The organism is Caballeronia sp. LZ065 (genome assembly GCF_031450975.1).
GTDB lineage: Bacteria > Pseudomonadota > Gammaproteobacteria > Burkholderiales > Burkholderiaceae > Caballeronia.
This window is the reverse complement of record NZ_JARUXV010000001.1, coordinates 218935-239067: the sequence shown is the minus strand read 5'-3', so window position 1 is coordinate 239067 and position 20133 is coordinate 218935. Positions and strand designations below refer to the sequence as shown.

The following is a 20133-nucleotide window of genomic DNA, read 5'->3' as shown; positions in this document are numbered from 1 at the left end:
GCACTGGCAGAATTGCCACGCTGATGACCGTCGCCGGCGGCAACGCTTACCGGCGTGTGCAACAGTGCGCAACGCAGCGCAACATCGGCCGGTCTGACAGGTCAAAATGTTGCTCATTTTTCGACGATCGGGGGAGCAATGAACAAGAAGTTCTTCGGCGCGGCCGCGCTGGGGGCTGCGTCGCTCGCGTTACTGGGCGGCTGCGCGGTGCAGGATCAGGTCAGCAGCACGACGATGGAGCAGGCCACCCAGCCGCTCACCTGCATGAGCAAGCCCGAATGCGACGCCTGGTGGGCCCGTGCGCAGGTCTGGGTCACGAATCATTCGGAATACCGCATTCAGACCGTCACCGACTCGATCATCATGACGGCCGGGCCATCGAGCGGCAAACGCGCGCTCGCGTACCAGGTCACCAAGACGCCGACCAACGAGGGCACCGCGACCATCGGCTTCGCTGCGCACTGCGACAACCCGCTTGGCTGCGAGCCGAATCCCTGGCAGGCGGGCGCGGACTTCAAGCAGTTCATCCGCAATGGTCCGGGACTGCGCAAGACGGCGACGCCGCAAGCCGCGCAGACAGGCGCGTCGCTGCCCGCGCCGGTGCCGGCTCCCGTGCCGGGCGGCGTGCAGGTCAGTCCGCTGGACACGCCGGCGCCGCTCAATCTCGAGAGCCAGCCGGGTCAATCCGCGACCCCGCTCACGCCGCAGTAACGCCCTCAATGCCCCATCGAGGCTGACGCGCCCTTCCGGGGCCGCGTCAGCCAGACCATCCCGGCCAGCACCAGAAACGCATAGTACGAAATGCGGAAGAAGTCGTTGGTCGACATCATGTACGCCTGCGCAGACACCACGCGATCCAGCTGCGCAGTGAGCGCCTGGCCGCTCAGCCCGAGCCCCGCCAACAGATCCGAATAGGCCGTCGTGCCTGTCGCATACGGCGTGACGGACTCGGTGAGCCGCGCGTGATGACGGATCATGTCGTTCTCCCAGAACGTCGTGCTGACCGCCGTGCCGATCGCCCCCGACAGCGTCCGCAGAAAGTTCGACAATCCCGCCGCGCCCGCGAGCCGTTCGTCGGAGACGCTGGAGAGCGTGATGGTCGTCATCGGCACGAAGAAGCAGGCGACGCCGATGCCCTGGATCAGACGCGGAACGATGATCTGATGAAAGGGCGTGTCGAGCGTGAAGGTCGAGTTCCAGTGCGACACGAACGCGAAGGTCAGGAACGCGAAGCTCGCCACGACACGCAGGTTCAACCGATGCATGTTCTGCCCGATCACCGGCGACAGCACGAGCGCGAGCAGGCCGACCGGCGCGGTGGCGAGACCCGCGAGCCACGGTGTGTAGCCGAGCACGGTCTGGAGCCAGAGCGGCAGCACGACGACCGAACCGAAGAACGCCAGAAAGCCCAGCGACGTGATGAGCACGCCCATCGCGAAGTTGCGGTCGCGGAACAGCGAGAGGTCGATCACCGGTTCCTTTTCGGTCAGCTCCCACGCGAACATGAATGTGAGCGAGATCGCCGAAACGATTGCCAGCGTCGTGATCAGATGCGAGCTGAACCAGTCGCGGTCCTTGCCGAGGTCCAGCATCATCTGCAGGCTCGCGACGCCGATCACGAGCAGCGTGAGCCCGACGCCGTCGATGCGTTGCGCGGTCGTTTTCGTTTCATGACCGCGCAGCAGGAACCACGCGAGCGCCGCCGACAGCAAGCCGATCGGCACGTTGATGTAGAAGATCCACGGCCAGGTGAAGTTGTCGGTGATGTAGCCGCCCATCATTGGGCCGAAGATGGGCGCGACGATCACCGTCATGGCCCAGAGTCCGAGCGCGAGCCCGCGCTTGTCGGGCGGATAGCTGCGCATCAGGATGGTTTGCGACAGCGGCACCATGGGCCCGGACACAAGCCCTTGCAGCAGCCGGAACGCGATCAGCGATTCGAAGTTGTGCGCGAGACCGCATAGCGCCGAGGCGACGGAAAACAGCAGTACCGAGATCGTGAACAGCTTCACCTCGCCGACGCGCCGGGCGAGCCAGCCGGTCAGCGGCACCGCGATCGCCGACGCCACGGAGTAGGAGGATATGACCCAGGTGCCTTCGCTCGTCGCCACGCCGAGACTGCCGGAGAGGGTCGGCACCGCGACATTCGCGATGGACGTGTCGAGCACCTCCATGAAGGTGCCGAGCGCGAGGCCCAGCGTCAGCAGGGCCAGGATGCCGCCCTTGAGCGGCATGGGAACAGGTGCGGCGGAGGTTGCCGTTGTTGACATCGTTTTATCTCCAGCAGCAAGGCAAGCATGGAAGCTCGCATCGCATGCAATCTTTCTCTTGTCGCGACATTCTCTGCCCAGACAGCGAAATGGGCGGTTGAATACCTTGATTGAAACCCGCTGTTATTCGTCGCTGAGGGGACAGGTCGGGCAGTCGCCAGCGGACGCATTCCCGATGAAGCGCGCCAGCAGTCCGATCAACTGATCCAGCTCCGCACGGCTGAAACCGTCCAGTTGCTCATTGAGCACCGCGGCGCCAATTGCCGGAAGCTGGCCGGCTGCGGCGCGCCCGCGCTCGGTCAGCGTCAGTTCGACGATGCGGCGGTCCGCGGCGCTTCGTGTGCGGCTCACGAAGCCCTTCTTTTCGAGCCGGTCGAGCATGCGCGTCATCGATCCGCTGTCATACGACATCTCGCGCGACAACTCCAGCGACGTATGCGCGCGCCCCGAAGCCAGCGCCAGCATCACGCCGATCTGCTGAGCGGTGAGATCGAGCGGCTTGAGCGCCTGATCGGTCCGCGCGACGAGTACGTTACGCGCCTTGGCGAGCAGATAGCCAAGGCTCGTTTCGAGCCGGATGGTGGACGGATCGTATAAAGGGTCGCTGTTCATTGCGGCTCATGTCTTGCTAGAGAGGCGAAGCCCGCGATGCTGCACTGCGTTACACCGGGGCCACACTCATAAAAAAGCCATCGGAAGTATCTTGAAAATTACTTGCACAGTCAATATTATTTCATGCAACGAGTTACGCGCATCGTGCGCCGCCCGAGACCATGTTCTGATCGCCCGCAGCGTCGTCCCCCGACGCCCCAAGGACCCCTCCCATGACCCGCTTCGTACGCACCGCCCGCCGACGTTTCGGCACTGTCAGCAGCACGATCGCCCGCGCTTCCCGTCAGTTCGTCCCGCCGAAGCTGAATACGTGGAAGTTCGCGCTCTATCTGATCGTGTTCCTGCTGCCGGGCGGATCGTTCATCGTGCTGGGCATGGGCTGGTACGAGAACCGGCATCGGCGCAAGGACGCAGCACCCGCGAAAGCACCCGCAACGCCTCCGGTGGCCGCCCGGCCGCTGCTCCAGCCACCCTGCTCGCCCTGCCCGGGAAACGGCGGCGCCACCAGCGTCTGAGCCCAGACCGTAACGCGTCGTAACCGATTTCCTCAGTCGCGTAACACCCGGCTTACGGCGAACCCGGTACGCTAACGTCTGCCCGACACGCCCGACAGGTACGCCAAGTCTGTTCAGGCGCAGAAACAGTACTTATCGAGCGTCGCGCGCGTTCCAGGCGTGCTCCACACTCATCCCGGCAGCCGCGTCCGCCGTTTCGAACGGCGCGGCGCCGACAGGACTTCCGACCCGCAGATGCCGCACCGTACCGCCCACTCCGTTTCCCTCAGCCCGCGCCGGCTCACTGCCACGGCGCTCGCCGCCACGCTCGCGATGCTGATCGCCGGATGCGCCGTCGGACCCGACTATCAGCGTCCGTCCGTGACGGTCCCGGCAAGCTTCAAGGAAGCGCCCGAAGGCTGGAAGGTCGCACAGCCCGCCGATCAGTCGGACCGCGGCACCTGGTGGACCATCTACAACGACACGCGTCTCGACGCGCTCGAAACCCAGCTGAATCAGTCGAACCAGACCGTCACGCAGTATGCCGCCGCTTATCGGCAAGCGCGCGCGCTCGTCGGCGAAGCGCGCGCGGCCTATTTCCCGACCATCGGCGCCTCGGCATCGGGGTCGCGTTCGGGTACCGGCGCCGGCAACCGCTCGACCAGCAGCTCCAGCTTCGGCCAGCAAGGCTCCGTGAACAACCAGTTCAGCGCTTCGCTCGATGCCTCTTGGGAGCCGGACCTGTGGGGCACCGTGTCACGCACGGTGGCGTCGCAGAAAGCGGGACAACAGGGCGCCGCCGCCGACCTCGCCAACGCCCGGCTCTCCGCGCAGGCCACGCTCGCGCAGACCTATTACCAGTTGCGCTCGCTCGACGCCCAGCAAAGGCTGCTCGACGACACCGTCGCTGCCTACGGGCAATCGCTCAAGCTCACGCAGAACCAGTACGGACAAGGCATCGTCGCGCGCTCGGACGTGATCCAGGCGCAGACGCAGCTGCAGTCCGCGCAGGCCGCGGCGATCGACAACGGCGTCACGCGCGCCCAGTACGAACACGCCATCGCCGTGCTGGTCGGCGAGCCGGCCTCCACCTTCTCCATCCCGCCCATTCCGCTCGACGCCACCCCGCCGACCGTCCCGGTGCAGATGCCGTCGGCCATGCTCGAGCGGCGTCCGGACATCGCGTCCGCGGAACGCAAGGCCGCCGCGGCGAACGAGCAGATCGGCGTGGAAATGGCCGCCTATTTCCCGACCCTCACGCTGTCGGCGCAAGGCGGTTTCGAGAGTTCGGTGCTGTCGCAGCTGCTGCGCGCGCCGTCGCGCTTCTGGACGCTCGGGCCGGATATCGCGGCCACGCTGTTCGACGGCGGCCTGCGCTCCGCCCGCACCGACGCCGCACGCGCCGCCTACGACCAGAACGTCGCGACCTATCGGCAGACCGTGCTCACGGCGTTCCAGGACGTCGAAGACAACCTCGCGTCGCTGCGCATCCTGGAAAAGGAAATCGCCGTGCAGCAACAGGCGGTTGAATCGGCACAGCAGGCGCTGGCGATCATCAACAATCAGTACAAGGCGGGAACGGTCGCGTATATCAACGTGCTGACCGCGCAGACCACGGCCTTCACCGCGCAGCAGAAGCTCGCGAACATCGCGGGACAGCGGATGGTGTCCTCGGTGGGCCTGGTGAAGGCGCTGGGCGGCGGCTGGGACACCGCGCAGATGGACCACGAAACCGGCGACGTGCAAGCGCCCGCCGCTGCGTCAGCCACGTCAGCCACGTCCGCTGCATCGGCTCCGATGGCGAAGACAGCGGACGCAAGCCACACGACGGAGCGCTGAAGGCGTCAGCTTCAGCGCACGAAGACGAGCGCGACGGTGTCCGGATCAGAGTGACGGCCAAGCAGGTTGAGCAGCCCGGCGAGATTCTCGCGCTGTTCGGGCGCGGCGGTCGCGGTGCCCTGGAACGACGTCGATTCCTGCGAGATCGAGCCATTGCCCTTGAGGATCAGCGGGCCCTTGCTCGTGGACAGATCGATGCTCGCCTGCGCGCCCTCCGCCTGCAACGCCACGCGATATGAACCGAGCGGCTTGATCCGCGAGACGCTCGACGCCATGTCGTCGAGCGTCACCACCACCTGCCCGTAGGCCTTGCGATTCAACAGGCGCAGTTCGGTCCAGGCGAGCCGCACGTTGCCGTCGAAATTCAGCGTGTTGAACGGCGCGCCCAAGCCCGACAGCAGCGTCGCCGGCACGGCAATCTCGCTCGCGCTGAGCGTCGCGCCGCGCGGGCTGGCGTCGACGATCACGGCGTCGGGCATCGCCTGCGTCTGGCGCATGGTCATGTGCACGCGGCCGGTGAAGAGCGGCCAGAACGCCGTCGTCCATTCGATGCGCCCCGGCAGCAGCGTCGCGCCCGAACCATCGCTGCCGGCCGCAAGCATCAGGGTCGCGGAACCGCGCCACAGCGAGCCGGACGGATCGACCAGGTTCACGTGTCCGTCGGTGGCCTTCGAGAACTGCGGCACGATCCACACGGCGGGCATCATCACGAGCAGCGTCCCGCCGATCGACACGAACATCACGAGCAGCGCCGGCACCGCCAGCCGGATGCGTCGGGTCCAGTAGCTCATTTCACGCCGGCCGGTTGCAGCGACGCCGTCAGGTCCACCTGGCCATCCGGCTTCAGCGCGGTGATGTGCGCCTCCGACACCTGCACCTTGTACTGCTTGCGCGCGTCGTCGAGCCACATCGTCCAGTTCGGGAACGACGCGTTCTTTAACTGGATCTGCACCGCCGCGCCGATCACCTGCACCTGCGTCGGCTGCATGCCGTTGTCGGTGAGCGATTTCTGCAACGCGTCGCGCAGCGCGCCGCCGGTCGGCGTCATGCCTTCCGCGGCCGGCGCGAGCGAGCGCGCTTCATTGGCCTGCGCGTTCATGGTCGCGAGCTGGCGCTGCATTCCGGGCAAGGCGTCGCGCAGCCGCGCGCGGCCTTCGAACGCCGGCGCCCACAGCACCAGATACACGAGCACGATGGCGAGCGCGAGGCCGCCCCACATCAGCATGGTCTTTTCGCGCGGCGTGCGCGCTTCCCAGAATTCCGCCAGGGAACGGAGGAGTTCCGCTTTCATTGGCCGCTCCCGATGGTCCATTTGCCGGTATTGCTGTCGATCGAACCGCTCAGGCCGTTGGCGGCGAGGCGCTTCGTGAGGTCGGGATCGACCTTGGTGTCGGGCTTGAAGGTCACTTCCAGATGACGATCGCGATAGTCGAGTCCCGCGACGCCGTTCACCGGCACGGGACCGAGCGAACGCGCGAGCCCGTCCGCGAGCGACAGGAAATCCGCCGGCGACAGTTCCCCCGACGCCGTGCGCAGGCGGTCGAGGTTGCGCGTCATCTGATCGGGCGCATCGAGCACGACGGTCGTCTTCGGGAACGCGTTGAGCAGCAGCTCGGTCATCTGCGCGTTGATTGCGTCGCGCTGGCGGGCAAGTTGCAGCCACTGCACGTTGATGCCGATGATCGACACCAGCACGGACAGCGCCACGAGCGCGATCGGCACGCGCAGCCGCCGCACCGTCGCGCGATCGAGCTTCCACGGCTGCGCGGCGAACTCGAACTGGCACAGGTCGAAGCGGCTGGCGAGCGCGTTGCGCGCGAGCGTTTCGAAGGCGATGGGCTGCGCGCCTGGTATGTCCACGTGGCCCGCGACGGGGCGAACGCTGGCGAGACGCGGCTCGTCGCCGGGCAGATCGACGAGTGAATAGAGCGTCGCTGGATGATCGCCTGCGAGCGCCGTCAGCGTCGGCACGATGGATTCGGCGGACAGCGCGAGGCCTTCGCCGAGCGCGGCGCGCTCACCGCGCGCGATTGCGATCTCGATGCGCGGCGCGCCGAGCGACGCCGGCGTGGGCGCCGCCATCTCGCCGATGAGCGCGGGCGCGGTCGAGATCACCGGGCCCAGCAGGCCGACGATGAACGGCGTCGACGGCACGGCGTCCACCTCGACCTCGGCTTCAGTGCTCTCCACGATGGCCGCCGGCACCGGCAGGCAACGCATCGCGGGCACCGCCTTCACGTTGCGATGGCCCGCGCCCGCGAAGGCGCTGAGGACGAAGCGGAACCAGCCGCGGTCGATCACGGCCACCACCCGCCGCCCGTTCGCCAGCGCGACGGGATCGACGGCCATATGACACGTCTGCGGATCCTGAATGAGCTGGTCTTCCACCACGTTCGGCAGCGCCTGCCGCAAACGCGGCCCCTTGAGCGGCGGCAGGGTCGCGGCGAGCAACAGCGTGTCGCGCGCGGCGACGATCAGCACCGTCGCGCTCGCGCGCGGCAGAAGCCCGAGCGCCGAGCGGCCGATGCGTTGCGGCTCGCCGCGCTTGTCGAGCAGCAGAAAAGGCAGATCCGGCAGATGCCACTCTTCCGAGCGCACCGCGGGATCGCGCGGCGGTAATGAAACGATCAGTGTGCTCAAGCGACACTTCCCCTCAACAATGACTGCGACACGGCCATCAGGTCGCGTCGCGCGTATAGACAATGCGCGTCGTGTGCGTCGTCGGATCGCGATAGACGAGCGTCGTGCGCTCGAGCTGCGCGCGTTCATGATCGACGTGTCCGTGAATCACGAAGTATTTCGTCGTGACATCGAGTTCGTTCGGATCGATCGAGGTCGTCTTCACGCCTGCGCCCGTCAGCGCGAGCTGCACGCCGGCCGCGTCGTGAAAGAACACCGTCTCGCGGCGCGCGACGAACGCCTGCGCCTGCGAGAGGCTCATGCCCTGCACCATCGCCGCCACCACTTCGGCCGGCGCGGTGTTCATGTTGACGGCGGAGGTCGTGGGCAACACCGTCACGAACGGCCGCAGCTTCGCGACCGCCTCCGGCGAGAAACCCGGCACGTCGAGCAGCGAATCGACCGTGATCATCTGCAGCGGTGCGACCGGCGCGTTCTCGTCGGCGTCCTTCAGGCCCGGATCGTCGGTGAAGTTGCCGCCGCCCACGCCGCCGCCCTGCGCGAGCGCGGCGATCTGCGCTTCCGCCGTCGTGCCGCTGGCGGCGCCCGCGGCGGCGCCGGTCTGCGTCTGGAAGCGCGTCGCCGAGCGCTGCAAGCCCGCGCGGATCTGCAGGGCAACCGTCTTCGCGAGCGAGCCGTTGATGCCGAGCATCGTCAGGAGCCGCTGGAACGCCTGGATCTGCTCGACGTTGATGGTGAGCACGCCGGGCGTCGGCGTCGACACCAGATTGCGCAGGTTGAACTTCGCCTGCGCGTCCTCGATCGAGCCGGACAGGTAAGTCGATGCGCCCTGCTGCGCGCGCACTTCGCCGATCTGCCCGAGAAAGTCCGACAGCTTGGTCCGCGCGATCGGCACGCCCCAGACGCCGCCGAGATAGGTGACGGTAGGCGAGGTATCGGCTTCCGAGCGCAGGATGAGGCGCGTCCAGTCGAGCGCGCTGCGCGAAATCCATTGCGCCTGCGCCAGCAGCCGCTGGTTCTCGATGCGCCGGATCTGCACCTGCTGGCGCCACAGCAGGCCCGACACGAGGATGGCCGTCAGCGACACGACCAGCAGCGCGGTGATGATGGCGACGCCGCGTTGTTTCCTTTGCAGCCGGCGGTTCGAACGGTGGCGCATTGTCATTCTCCGACCAGGAACACGCGGGTGAGCGGCGCTTTAAGCGTCTGCGCGGCGACGGCCACCTGAATGCCCGACACCGCGCGCGGCAGCGGCGCGTTGCCCAGTTGCGGCACCTTCAGGTTGTTGTCGTTCTGGTTGATCTGCGCGAGCACGTCGCTCATGCGCGTCGTCCAGCCTTTCTCCGGGATGAACACGCGCGTTGCGAGCGAGCCCACGCCGCCCATCAGCGGAATCGAACTCCAGCCGCCGGTGTCGCCGGACAAGGCGCGCCGCACCTCGCCGACGTTCGCCAGCGGCGGCGACGCATAGCGCACGATACGCCCGTTCGACAGCCGGTAGCGGACCACTTGCAGGCGCGGCGGCACGTTCGCCGCGAACACGCCGCGCACGATCTGCAGCGAGCCGTCGCCGATCTGCACGGCAGGCTGTCCGGCTTCGTCGTCGGTGGCGGCCTGGCGGGCGTCGATACGCATCTGGTCGAACAACTGCGCGACGATGCGCTCGTCTTCCATCGCATTCTCGATGGTCGCGCGGGCGCGGATCATGGCGTCCAGTCCACGCCACGACAGCACCGCGATCACCGCGAGAATCGCGATGGCGATCAGCATCTCGAGCAGCGTGAAACCGCGCTGCCCGCGTTTGCCCGTCCTCGTGCGGCGGTCAGAGCGAGCGATTCGTTTCATTCGCCACCACCGTGACCATTTGCGCGAGATTGCCGGAGCGGCCCGGCGTCGAGACGAACATTTCGACGCGCCGGAAAATCGGATTCGGCGTCTGGCTCACGCGCTGCGTGCAGGTGAGCTTCAGATTGCCCTGCGAACAGTCGAAGGTGCGCGAGCCCAGCGCCGGAAACTGATGCGAGAGCCGCAGCTGCGCGAGTTCGTTGTCCGCGCTCCAGCCCGCCAGGAGGCGCCGGTGCAGGTCCTCCTCGCCGGTCGCGAGCGAACCGACCGCGCGGATCGACGCCGCCAGCGCCACGCCGATGATCGCCAGCGCCACGAGCACTTCGATCATCGTGAAGCCGCGTTGCTCAGTTGGATGACGTCGGCGCCGCATCATTTCACCTGATAGCGGCCGTTGCCGCTGCCCACGATGGTCGCGCGGCCCACGGCCGAGAACAGCGTGATTTCCATTGGCGCGTCGATCACCTCGGTCCCGAACACGAGCCGGCTCATTGACTTGTCCGAGTCGAGAAACTGGATGCTCACGCCGGTCACGCCGCCTTCCCAGTGGCGCGGGCGCAGCAGGTCGTCGCGCAACGGGCGCCAGCCGTCTTCGGTGCGGACGTCGAAGCGAAAACCGCCGTCCTGCGGCTGCCAGGCGATGGGCCGAGCGCGCACCTGGGCTTCGTCGCCGGCCGCTTCGAACAGCAGCGCGAGCCGCTGCGCTTCCTCGTTGAGATCGGTGCGCGGATTGCGCGTCAGCTGCAGCGACGCGAGCGACACCAGCAAACCCGCGATCACCAGCACGACGAGCATTTCGAGCAGCGTGAAGCCGGCGTTGCGCCGTGCGTCGATGTGCCTGCCGTGCCTGTTCACGCTGCGTTCCTTCCTACCGCCGGACGGTCATTGCCACGAGCCGACGTCGGCATCGTTGCCCTCGCCGCCCGCCTTGTTGTCCGCGCCGTAGCTGAACACGTCGATCTCGCCGTGCACGCCGGGATTCAGGTACTGATACTGGCTGCCCCACGGGTCAGCGGGCAGGCGCTCCAGATAACCGCCGTCCTTCCAGTTGTTCGGCACGGGTTCGGTGGAAGGCTTCTCGATCAGCGCGCGCAGGCCCTGCTCCTGGGTCGGATAACGGCCGTTGTCGAGGCGATAGAGTTTCATCGCCTGCATGATCGTGCCAATGTCCTGCTTGGCCGCGACGCGCCGTGCTTCGTCCGGACGGCTCATGATCTTCGGCACGATCAGCGCGGCGAGAATGCCGAGAATCGCGATCACGACCATGATTTCGATCAGCGTGAAACCGCGCTGGCGACGACCTTGCGCCTGGGCTTGCTGAAGCCGCATGCGGCGTTGGGTCAACATATGCATAACACCACCCTCTTCAATTGAAAATAACGTTCCGGACTGCCACGTCCGGTGTTTCGAAAACATCGCGCGGCCGTCCTGAGACGCCGCCGCCGGTCATTCTATCGATCCGCTTTCATCCCGCGTTCCCGCTGCATGCGGGCATCGCGTCGCAGCGAGCCGAATTGCACCGCGTTCAGCGCACCCAGATGGTCGGTCCGGGCGGATTCTGCGGCAGGAAGATCTCCGATTTCACGCCGTTGCGCTCAATGATGATCGAGCGCGCGCGCACTTCCGACAGCTTCACGCCCTGCGTGAGCGGCCCGCCGAGCGACACCGCCTTGGCCGGCTCGCCGCCGTAGCTGACGATGGCCGCGGCGCCGCCCTGCAGCGCCAGGATGCCGAACAGGTGGACGTCCGAGTTGGCCTGACGTTCGAGCCGTCCGCCGAAAACGGTCGCGGCCTGCTCGACCGAAGGCGTGCGCGTCGCGGCCGCGCCGGGCAGCGGCATGGTCTGGCGCGCGGTCAGCGTGACGAACCAGTAAGTGATCGTCACGCAAAAAAGCGCAAGGGCGGCAAGCGATATCAGTCGGGTTCGCAGGGCGTTCATTACTGCACCAGATTATTCAGTTCGATGATCGGCAGCATCACCGCGAGCACGATCACCAGCACCACGCCGCCCATCGCGAGGATCAGCAGCGGCTCGAGCAGGCTCGTCAGGAACATCGTGCGGCGTTCGAGCTCGCGCGCTTCGCCTTCGGAGGCGCGGTCGAGCATCGTGGTGACGTCGCCGGTCGCCTCGCCCGAGCGGATCAGATGGACCAGCACCGGCGGAAAGGTCTTCGTGTTGCCGAGCGCCCGCGACAGCGACGAGCCTTCGCGCACGCGCACGATGGCGTCGTCGACGTTGTCGCGCATCGCCGTGTTGCTGAGCGTTTCGCCGGCGGCCTGGAGCGCCCGCAGGATCGGCACGCCGGCGGCGGTGAGGATGGCGAGCGTACTGGAAAAGCGCACCGTGTTGTAGCCGCGCACCAGCTTGCCGACCAGCGGCGCGCCGAGCAGCCAGCGGTCGAACGACATGCGCGGCCCGGGCCGCGCCAGGATGCTCTTCACGATCCAGGCGAAGAGCGCCACGCCGATCAGCATCGCCCACCAGTAACTGCGCACGAAGGCGGACAGCGCCATCATCATGATGGTGAGGAAAGGCAGTTGCTGCTTGGTGCTCGCGAACACGTTGACGACCTGCGGCACGACATAGCTCAGCAGGAAGGTCACGATGCCGAACGCGATGATCGTCACGATGCCCGGATACGTGAACGCCAGGACGATCTTCTGCTTGAGCGCGTTGCGCTGTTCGATGTAGTCCGCCAGGCGCGACAGCACCAGCCCGAGCTTGCCGGTATGCTCGCCCGCCGCCACCAGCGCGCGATAGATCTCCGGAAAATCCTTCGGATGCTGCGCAAGCGCATTGGCGAACGAATGGCCGCCGAGCACTTCGGCGCGGATCGCGGCCATCAGTTCGCGGATGTAATCGCGCTCGGACTGGTCCGTCAGCACGGCGAGCGTCTCGCCGAGCGGCAGGCCGGCGATCAGCAGGCTCGCCAGCTGGCGCGTGAGAATGGCCTGCTCGCGCTGCGACAGACGGCGTCCGAGCGAGAGCCGCTGCTGCCGTTCGCCGCGCGTGCGCGAACCCGCCGGCTCGACCACGAGCGGCGTCAGGCCCTGCGTGCGCAGCTGGCTGCGCGCGGCGCGGGCGCTGTCGGCGTCGAGCACGCCTTTCTGGGTCTTGCCCGCCGAGTCGATGGCTTCAAAACGAAAAGCCGGCATACGTTGATTCTCCGCCTTGGGTTCGCTCTTAATCGCCGCCAGTCACGCGCAGCACTTCCTCGAGCGACGAAACACCCGCGGCAAGCCACCGGTCGCCGTCCTCGCGCAGCGTGCGCATGCCTTGCGCGCGGCCGGCTTCCAGAATCTCGGCGTCGGCGGCGTTGCGATGGATGAGCGGCCGGATCGTGTCGTCGATCAGCAGCAATTCATAGACCCCGCGGCGGCCCACGTAGCCCGATTGGCCGCAGCGCTCGCAGCCCACCGGATGCCAGTGGCGCACGCCGTCTTCTTCCACGCGCTCTTCCTTGCACACCGGACACAGCTGCCTGATGAGCCGCTGCGCCAGTACGCCCAGCAGCGACGAGGCCAGCAGGTACGGCTCCACGCCCATGTCGGTGAGACGCGTGACGGCGGAGGCGGCATCGTTCGTGTGCAGCGTCGCGAGCACCAGGTGGCCGGTCAGCGACGCCTGAACGGCGATCTGCGCGGTTTCGAGGTCGCGGATCTCGCCGATCATGATGATGTCCGGATCCTGACGCAGGATGGAGCGCAGCGCCCGCGCGAAAGTCATGCCGATGCGCTCGTTCACCTGGGTCTGCCCGATGCCCGACAGGTCGTACTCGATCGGATCCTCCACCGTCATGATGTTGGTGGTGGTGGTCTCCAGCCGCGACATCGACGCATACAGCGTGGTGGTCTTGCCGGAGCCGGTCGGACCCGTGACGAGCACGATGCCGTGCGGCCGGCCGATCAGCTTGTCGAAGTGGACGAGCGTGTCGCGCGCCATGCCGAGGGTTTCGAGATTCAGGCGCTGCGCGTCCTTTTCCAGGAGACGCAGCACCGCGCGCTCGCCGTGGCCGGTCGGCAGCGTGGAGACGCGCACGTCGACCGGACGTCCGCCGACGCGCAGCGTGATGCGCCCGTCCTGCGGCAAACGTTTCTCCGCGATGTCGAGCTGCGCCATGATCTTGATCCGCGAGATCAGCGCGCCGTGCAGCGCCTTCTTCGGGCGCACGACATCGCGCAGCGTGCCATCCACCCGGAAGCGCACCACCGAGGCATTCTCGAACGGCTCGATGTGAATGTCCGACGCCTGCTCGCGCGCCGCCTGCGTGAGCAGCGCGTTGATCATGCGGATGATCGGCGCGTCGTCCTCCGACTCCAGCAGGTCCTCGACTTCCGGAATGTCCTGCATCAGGCGCGACAGATCGACTTCGCCTTCCACTTCGCCGACCACCTGCGCCGCGCTGCCGTCATTGCGCGCATAGGCCGCGTTGATGGCCGCGGCGAGTTCGTCGGAGGGCTTGCGCACGATCGACAGCGCGCCGAAATTGCGCGCGACCTCGGCGAGCGCGGCGTCGCTGGTGCGTTCACTGATCCAGACCTCGATGCCGTCCGGATGCTGGTGCGCCAGCAGGATCTGTCCGCTGCGCGCGAAGCCGTAGGGCACGAGCCGCGCCGCCAGCGGCGACGCCGCGGTGCTCGCGTGGTCGTGCGCGCCGTTCACCGTGCTCACGGCCGTGCTCCGGTCTGGCCGGTGCCCGCGCCGCCGGACGGCGGATAGCTGTTCTGCGACGGCAAGGTGGACTGCGGCGCCGTCTGCACCGGTTGCGGCGCCGGTCCCGCATCGGGGTTCTGCGGCAGCGTCGTGCTCGGTCCCGGACCACGCGTCATGCTGCTCCAGTCGAGCAGGTTGTCCGCCGGCGCGCCGCCGCCTTCGCTCGGGCCAAGCGGCTTCGGCGGGATCACCGGCACATTCTTGTCCTTGATGAGGCGGTTATCCGTCGTCGAACCGTACTGCTGCTGGCGCATGTAGTCGTAGCGCGTGCTCGCGATCCGCGAAGACGTTGCCCGATCGCGCACGATCACCGGCCGCAGAAACACCATCAGGTTGGTCTTCTTGCGGATCTTGCTCTCGCTGCGGAACAGGCTGCCAATGAACGGAATGTCGCCGAGCAGCGGAATCTTGCTGTTGCTGCTGTCGTACTCGTCCCTCATGAGGCCGCCCAACACCACGATCTCGCCGTCGTCGGCCATGATGGTCGACTGCACGGAACGCGTGTCGATGGTCGGGCCAGCCACATTGTTCTGGGTCGCGGTTTCGACGCTCGAATCTTCCTGGTAGACCTGGAGCTTCAGCACGCCGCCCTCGGTGATCTGCGGCTTGACGTGCAGCACCACGCCGACGTCGCGACGGTCGTACGTGTTGAACGCGGTGACCGAGGTGGCCGCGTTCGCGGTGGGCGTTGCGTAGGAACCCGAGGTCACCGGCACGTTCTGGCCAACGATGATCTTCGCTTCCTCGTTGTCGAGCGTGATCAAATTAGGCGTCGAGAGGACGTTGGCGTCCGAGGACCCCGACAGCGCCTGCAGCAGGCCGCCCAATCCGAACAGATTGCCGAAGCGGTGCAGCAAGCCGATGTTGAGGCCCGGCGCCAGCACGCCGGCCGCACCCGCGAGCGCGGACGTATTCTGCGAGGCCGCGGCGCCTGCCAGCGTCAGATCGACAATGTTGTTGCTCGTGCCCGTGACGGTCGGAAAGCCCGTGCTGCCGTAGATCGCGTTGTTACCGCTGTTGGACAGCAGCGCGCCCTGCCACTGAATGCCGAGGCTTGAATCGGTCGCCGCGTTCAGTTCGACGATCAGCGCCTCGATATAGACCTGCGGCCGGCGCACGTCCAGCTGGTCGATCACGGCGCGCAGGTTGCGGTACATCGGATCGGGCGCGGTGATGATGAGCGAGTTCGTCGCCGAATCCGCCTGGATCATGCCGCCGCCCTGATCGTTGCCGTTGTCGCTGTCCTTGTTCGACGAGAAGTTCGAGTCGCGGTTTCCGCTGCCGCCCGTCAAGGGATTGTTGCCGCCGCCCGAACTCGACGAACCCAGACCGCCGGGGAGCGGCGGCACGCCGGACTGTCCGGTGGACATCGACGAATTGCTGCCGAGGCCGCCGCCGCTGTTGCCGTAGCCATTATTCGAGTTCGAGTTCGACGAACTGGAGTTGTCGCTGGAACCGCTGCCCTTGCCGAGCATGCCGCGCAACGTCTTGGCGAGGCGCGTGGCGTCGGCGTTGCGCAGCGAGACGACGTGCATGTTGCCGGGCTGGCCGGTCGGGGCATCCAGCTTCTTCGCAAGTGCCTTGGCGGCGTCGAGCCGCGCGCTGCTCGACGCGCGGAACATCAGCGAATTGGTGCGCGCGTCCGGCGTGACGGTGACCTTGAGCGTCGCGTCGGTGCTGCCGATCGTGCCTGGATCCAGCAGCTTGTTCATCTGCTCGGCGACATCGATGGCGTTCGCGTTCTTCAGCGTGACGATATCGACCTCGCGGCCGGCCGCCGTATCCACGCCCGCGATGATGCCCGCGATACGGCGCACGTTGTCGGCGTAGTCGGTGACCACCAACGTGTTGTTGGCTGGATAGGCCGCGATGGTGTTGTTCGGGGAAATCAGCGGGCGCAGCACCGGCAGCAGATTGTTGGCCGATTCGTTACGCAGCTGAAAGACCTGCGTGATGACCTGGTCGCCGCGCGCGCCCGGCGTGTTGCCGACGTAGGTCGGCACGCCTTGCAGCTTGGCATCGGCTTCGGGCACGACCTTCAGCACGCCGTGATCCTGCACGAGCGCGAAGCCCTGCATGCGCAGCGACGACTGAAGCGTCTTCAGCGCCTGATCTTCGGGAACCGCGTTCTCCGAGACAAGGTTCAATTGTCCCTTGACGCGGGGATCGACGATGATGGTTTTGCCGGTGGCGGCGCCGATCGCCTTGGCGACCTGGTCGATATCCGCGTTGACGAAATTCAACGTCACTTGCGCGTGCGCGACTTGAGCGACGATAAGTCCCGCCGCCAGCAGAGCCGTCGCGATGCGACGCAGTGCCATAGGTTGTCTTCTCATGGATGTGATATCAGAGCCGGATCACCGGGAAGCCGGCCAAGGCAGCGCTGCCCGCCAGCGGGAAACGCTGCCGACCGCGATCGGCGCGCAGGGCGCACGGCACGCAGCCGGGTAAAAAATATGACGATAACAGCTTTATGTAACGAAATTATGCCAATTCGTACCAGATCGAAATCTGTCTGAAGCTGCATCGAGCGATACGCTCCAGCGCCTCAAGCTTCCAGGGAGCTTGCCGATAGACCGTGCTCGTAACAGGTTCCGAGGACGGGCCGATGCGCGCGGGAGCCGAATTGTAACGCGTCCAGAACTCTTAATATTCAGACGTTTACAGCACAGCCAACAGCAGGTCTGGCAAACTTGCACGCGAACGCCCCTCTCGTGTCCGCGTTGGCGTATGTCTGATAGCCAACTTATGACAAGAAACATCAGCCGGTATGATACGGTCGGTTCCGCTTTACGGGCTGTCTCACAAAGGGTGGGTTTTCCCGAAACAATGGTTCCCTTTGAGAGCACAATCCCGGCCGCGGACGTGTGTTGGTTGGCGTTGGCGCCAAGGCGCCGCAACGGCGGCATGACGTTCCGCATGGGCGGATGGAGCAGAACGAAGATGAAGAGAATCACGCGCAGACTTGTGTCATGCGTCGCGTTATGCGGGCCGCTGCTGGCGTCCGCTTCCGCGCATGCGGACTGCTTCGACGAAGCCGCCAAGTATCAGAAGGTCAATCCGCTGATCCTGCGCGCCATCGCCTGGCAGGAGTCGCACAACAAGCCGGACGCGATCAACAAGAACGCCAACGGGTCGACCGACTACGGCCTGATGCAGATCAACTCCATCCACCTCGACACCCTGGCTCAATACGGCATCTCCAGCGGCACGCTGATGCAGCCGTGCAAGAGCGTCTATGTCGCTGCGTGGCATCTGCGCCAGAAGATGAACAAGTACGGCAATTCCTGGCAGGCGGTCGGCGCTTACCATTCCGAAACGCCTGCGCTGCGCGACAAGTACTCGGCCCAGATCATCGAGATCCTGCGCCGCTGGAAGCTGGTCGAAGCCAAGCGCTGAGCCCTCCCGTCTTCCTTCATCGCTCGTGTTGCCCGCGCCCGCGTCCGGCGCAATTGATGCAAAATCCCCTCTTCGATCGTCCGCGCCGCGTCTCGCGCAACGGACCCGCGCTTGCGCGCTTCCTTCCCCGTCCCGGTCCACTGCAATGAACCAATCGCCTCTTCCGATCACCGTGCTGTCGGGATTCACAGGCGCGGGTAAAACCACGCTTGTCGATGCACTGCTTGCCAATACCGAAGCCGTACGCATCGGCGCGATCACATGCGGCAAGGCGCCGCCGGCCGCCGACCAGGAAACGACCGAGCTTCCCAACGGCGGACTGCTGCTCACCTTGAGCGATCAATCCATGCCGGCACTGCAAGGCGCCATCACCTGGCTTGCCGAACAGCAGCGTTTCGATGCGATCCTGATCGAGACATCGCACGCTGCGGATCCCATGACGATCGCCGAGCACTTCGCGTTCGGCGACGACGATGACGCCACGCTCGCCGGCCACGCGGCACTGGACACCTTCGTCACGGTGATCGATGCCGCGAATGTCCTGCGTGACTACATGTCCTCGGACTCGCTGGCCGAACGCGGACTGCAGACGAACGAGCAGGATGAAGAAGACCGGACGGTCGTGGAAACGCTGATCGCTCAGATCGAGTTCTGCGACGTGATCGTGATCAACAAGACCGATCTCGTCGACGCTGCGGAAGCGGAGAAGATCGCGCGCATCCTCCATGCGCTCAATCCCCGCGCGCTCCAGATCACGACGCAATCCGGCATCGTTGCACCCGGTGAAATCCTCGACACAGGACGTTTCGATCTCGATGCAACCGCGAGCGCACCGGGCTGGCTGGCCATTCTCGACGAAGCGCCGTCGGCGAACCCGAACGATGAAGCGGACGTCGCCGATGTCGGTCATGTCGTGTATCGGGCGCGTCGGCCGTTCCATCCCGAGCGTCTATGGAACCTGCTGCATCGCGAATGGCCGGGCGTGCTGCGCGCCAAGGGCTTCTTCTGGCTGGCGACGCGCAGTGAGGTCGGCGGTTCGCTGTCGCAGGCTGGCGGCACGTGCCGTCATGGGCCGGCGGGCGTGTGGTGGGCAGCGCAAGATCGCAGCGAATGGCCTACCGATGATCCCGAGCTCGAAGCGGAGATCGTCGCGGAATGGGTTGGCGATGCGGACGACAACAGCATCGGCGACCGGCGCCAGGAACTGGTGCTCATTGGCCTGGATCTCGATCCGGCGACCTGGCAGGACACCTTCGACGCCTGTCTCCTCACCGACGATGAATGGGCGCTCGGCGCGGATGGCTGGAAGCATCTGCCCGATCCGTTCCCTGCGTGGGACATCGAAGACCATGACCACGATGACCACGATCACGACCACGGTCCCGATTGCGGTTGCGAGGATCACCGGCACTGATCGACATAACGGCACGCCTGCGGGGCGTGCCATCGCCGGGCAATGCACGGGTGGCGCTGGCGAAAAAAAACCCGCCGAGGGCGGGTCATGTATCACTGGCTACCGCAGGTAGCCGGACAATCGGCAAGAAACTTACCGCTTGTTCACTGCATCCTTGAATGCCTTGCCAGCCGTGAACTTGACCGTCTTTGCGGCCGGAATCTTGATGGACTCGCCAGTCTTCGGGTTGCGGCCGGTGCGCGCTGCGCGCTTTCCCGAACCGAAACTGCCGAAGCCGATCAACTGCACTGCGTCACCTTTCGAGACAGCCTTCTTGATCACTTCGAGCAACGTGTCCAGCGTTTCGCCGGTTTGAGCCTTGCTGGCGCCGGTCTGGGCGGCTACGGCGTCGATCAATTCCTGTTTGTTCATTAAGGTTCCTTTATCAGTTTAGGTTGACACGAACAGCGCGAACGCGCCGATTATACGTGCGCAAGCCGTGCAGTCGAGTAGCGGCGGCCTTCTGACAGGCTCGCCCGACGATTTGACGTTCTCCGGCGCCACTTCACGGACGTTGCTCCACATCGTCGCCCTCACGCCGCCTCTGTAGGCAGCGCTTGGTATGATAGCGCAGCGCAAACCCAATCAGGATAAGGGTTTCAAAGATTTACCCTTATATTTTTCGGGCTTCCGGCGGGGTTTTTCAGCGTACAACATCGACTTTCGACGCTTGTGGCAAGGGAGATTTCTTCAAGACCCGGCGCCGTTGGTTTTTGCCAACGTTCTCGCCGGCCTCCCCTGCTCCCGCGCTCAGCCTTGCCCACATTGGGTTTGACGGCTGTGGTCCGAGTCCAGGCAGCGCGTTTGCAGGACCGTTCATCGAGGCCATGAGTTCAAACGGCGCTCGGTCCCAGTCTTCGGGAAGGC

General features: G+C 65.8%; 20 protein-coding genes. 5 read left to right on the top strand and 15 right to left on the bottom strand.

Annotated elements, in window-relative coordinates:
* The first annotated feature begins 138 nt into the window (after positions 1-138).
* The gene (locus tag QCE63_RS01130) at positions 139-711 is read left to right on the top strand and encodes a hypothetical protein (protein WP_309829729.1); all 573 of its coding nucleotides are present in this window, start codon (positions 139-141) and stop codon (positions 709-711) included.
* Between the two features lie 5 nt (positions 712-716).
* Here QCE63_RS01130 and QCE63_RS01125 read toward each other — a convergent pair whose 3' ends face one another.
* Positions 717-2270, bottom strand: a complete 1554-nt coding sequence (locus tag QCE63_RS01125) for a DHA2 family efflux MFS transporter permease subunit (protein WP_309829726.1) — start codon at positions 2268-2270, stop codon at positions 717-719.
* Positions 2271-2393: 123 nt separating this feature from the next.
* Positions 2394-2882, bottom strand: a complete 489-nt coding sequence (locus QCE63_RS01120; RefSeq protein WP_309829725.1) for a MarR family transcriptional regulator — start codon at positions 2880-2882, stop codon at positions 2394-2396.
* A gap of 212 nt (positions 2883-3094) precedes the next feature.
* Here QCE63_RS01120 and QCE63_RS01115 point away from each other — a divergent pair, with 212 nt between their 5' ends.
* Positions 3095-3397, top strand: a complete 303-nt coding sequence (locus QCE63_RS01115; protein ID WP_309829723.1) for a hypothetical protein — start codon at positions 3095-3097, stop codon at positions 3395-3397.
* 234 nt (positions 3398-3631) lie between these two features.
* Positions 3632-5215, top strand: coding sequence for an efflux transporter outer membrane subunit (locus QCE63_RS01110; protein ID WP_309829721.1), 1584 nt, complete (start codon positions 3632-3634; stop codon positions 5213-5215).
* Between the two features lie 11 nt (positions 5216-5226).
* Here QCE63_RS01110 and QCE63_RS01105 read toward each other — a convergent pair whose 3' ends face one another.
* The 12 genes from QCE63_RS01105 to gspD all read right to left on the bottom strand — a co-directional run bounded on the left by QCE63_RS01105 (position 5227) and on the right by gspD (position 16735).
* Positions 5227-6006 (bottom strand): type II secretion system protein N, encoded by a 780-nt coding sequence (locus tag QCE63_RS01105; RefSeq protein WP_309829719.1) that lies wholly within the window; start codon positions 6004-6006, stop codon positions 5227-5229.
* Positions 6003-6506: a type II secretion system protein M gene (locus tag QCE63_RS01100; RefSeq protein ID WP_309829717.1), complete on the bottom strand. Its 504-nt coding sequence runs from the start codon at positions 6504-6506 to the stop codon at positions 6003-6005. The genes QCE63_RS01105 and QCE63_RS01100 overlap by 4 nt, the downstream gene beginning before the upstream one ends.
* Complete coding sequence (gene gspL / locus QCE63_RS01095; RefSeq protein ID WP_309829715.1) at positions 6503-7855, bottom strand: type II secretion system protein GspL; 1353 nt, start codon at positions 7853-7855, stop codon at positions 6503-6505. Before gspL ends, QCE63_RS01100 begins: the two co-directional genes overlap by 4 nt.
* A gap of 37 nt (positions 7856-7892) precedes the next feature.
* On the bottom strand, positions 7893-9020 hold the full coding sequence (gene gspK, locus QCE63_RS01090) for a type II secretion system minor pseudopilin GspK (protein ID WP_404990073.1): 1128 nt from the start codon (positions 9018-9020) through the stop codon (positions 7893-7895).
* Positions 9017-9700: a prepilin-type N-terminal cleavage/methylation domain-containing protein gene (locus tag QCE63_RS01085; RefSeq protein WP_309829711.1), complete on the bottom strand. Its 684-nt coding sequence runs from the start codon at positions 9698-9700 to the stop codon at positions 9017-9019. Before QCE63_RS01085 ends, gspK begins: the two co-directional genes overlap by 4 nt.
* On the bottom strand, positions 9678-10073 hold the full coding sequence (gspI, locus tag QCE63_RS01080) for a type II secretion system minor pseudopilin GspI (protein ID WP_309829709.1): 396 nt from the start codon (positions 10071-10073) through the stop codon (positions 9678-9680). Before gspI ends, QCE63_RS01085 begins: the two co-directional genes overlap by 23 nt.
* On the bottom strand, positions 10073-10555 hold the full coding sequence (locus QCE63_RS01075) for a GspH/FimT family pseudopilin (protein ID WP_309829707.1): 483 nt from the start codon (positions 10553-10555) through the stop codon (positions 10073-10075). The genes gspI and QCE63_RS01075 overlap by 1 nt, the downstream gene beginning before the upstream one ends.
* A 27-nt stretch (positions 10556-10582) precedes the next feature.
* Positions 10583-11053: a type II secretion system major pseudopilin GspG gene (gene gspG, locus QCE63_RS01070; protein ID WP_404990072.1), complete on the bottom strand. Its 471-nt coding sequence runs from the start codon at positions 11051-11053 to the stop codon at positions 10583-10585.
* Between the two features lie 172 nt (positions 11054-11225).
* Positions 11226-11639 carry a hypothetical protein gene (locus tag QCE63_RS01065; protein WP_309829704.1) on the bottom strand — a complete coding sequence of 138 codons (414 nt, stop codon included), beginning with the start codon at positions 11637-11639 and terminating at the stop codon, positions 11226-11228.
* Positions 11639-12856: a type II secretion system inner membrane protein GspF gene (gspF, locus tag QCE63_RS01060; protein WP_309829701.1), complete on the bottom strand. Its 1218-nt coding sequence runs from the start codon at positions 12854-12856 to the stop codon at positions 11639-11641. The genes QCE63_RS01065 and gspF overlap by 1 nt, the downstream gene beginning before the upstream one ends.
* Before the next feature lie 28 nt (positions 12857-12884).
* Positions 12885-14372 (bottom strand): type II secretion system ATPase GspE, encoded by a 1488-nt coding sequence (gene gspE / locus QCE63_RS01055; protein ID WP_309829699.1) that lies wholly within the window; start codon positions 14370-14372, stop codon positions 12885-12887.
* Positions 14369-16735 (bottom strand): type II secretion system secretin GspD, encoded by a 2367-nt coding sequence (gene gspD / locus QCE63_RS01050; RefSeq protein ID WP_309829697.1) that lies wholly within the window; start codon positions 16733-16735, stop codon positions 14369-14371. The genes gspE and gspD overlap by 4 nt, the downstream gene beginning before the upstream one ends.
* 622 nt (positions 16736-17357) lie before the next feature.
* On the opposite strand from gspD, the gene QCE63_RS01045 reads away from it, so the two are divergent.
* Together QCE63_RS01045 and QCE63_RS01040 are read left to right on the top strand one after the other, a co-directional pair.
* Positions 17358-17813, top strand: a complete 456-nt coding sequence (locus tag QCE63_RS01045; RefSeq protein ID WP_309829695.1) for a lytic transglycosylase domain-containing protein — start codon at positions 17358-17360, stop codon at positions 17811-17813.
* A gap of 145 nt (positions 17814-17958) precedes the next feature.
* A complete protein-coding gene (locus QCE63_RS01040; RefSeq protein ID WP_309829693.1) occupies positions 17959-19227 on the top strand; it encodes a GTP-binding protein in 1269 nt (422 codons plus the stop codon).
* A 132-nt stretch (positions 19228-19359) separates the two neighbouring features.
* Here the strand turns inward: QCE63_RS01040 and QCE63_RS01035 are convergent, their stop codons facing one another.
* Positions 19360-19638: an HU family DNA-binding protein gene (locus QCE63_RS01035; RefSeq protein WP_008352404.1), complete on the bottom strand. Its 279-nt coding sequence runs from the start codon at positions 19636-19638 to the stop codon at positions 19360-19362.
* Between the last annotated feature and the right edge of the window lie 495 nt (positions 19639-20133).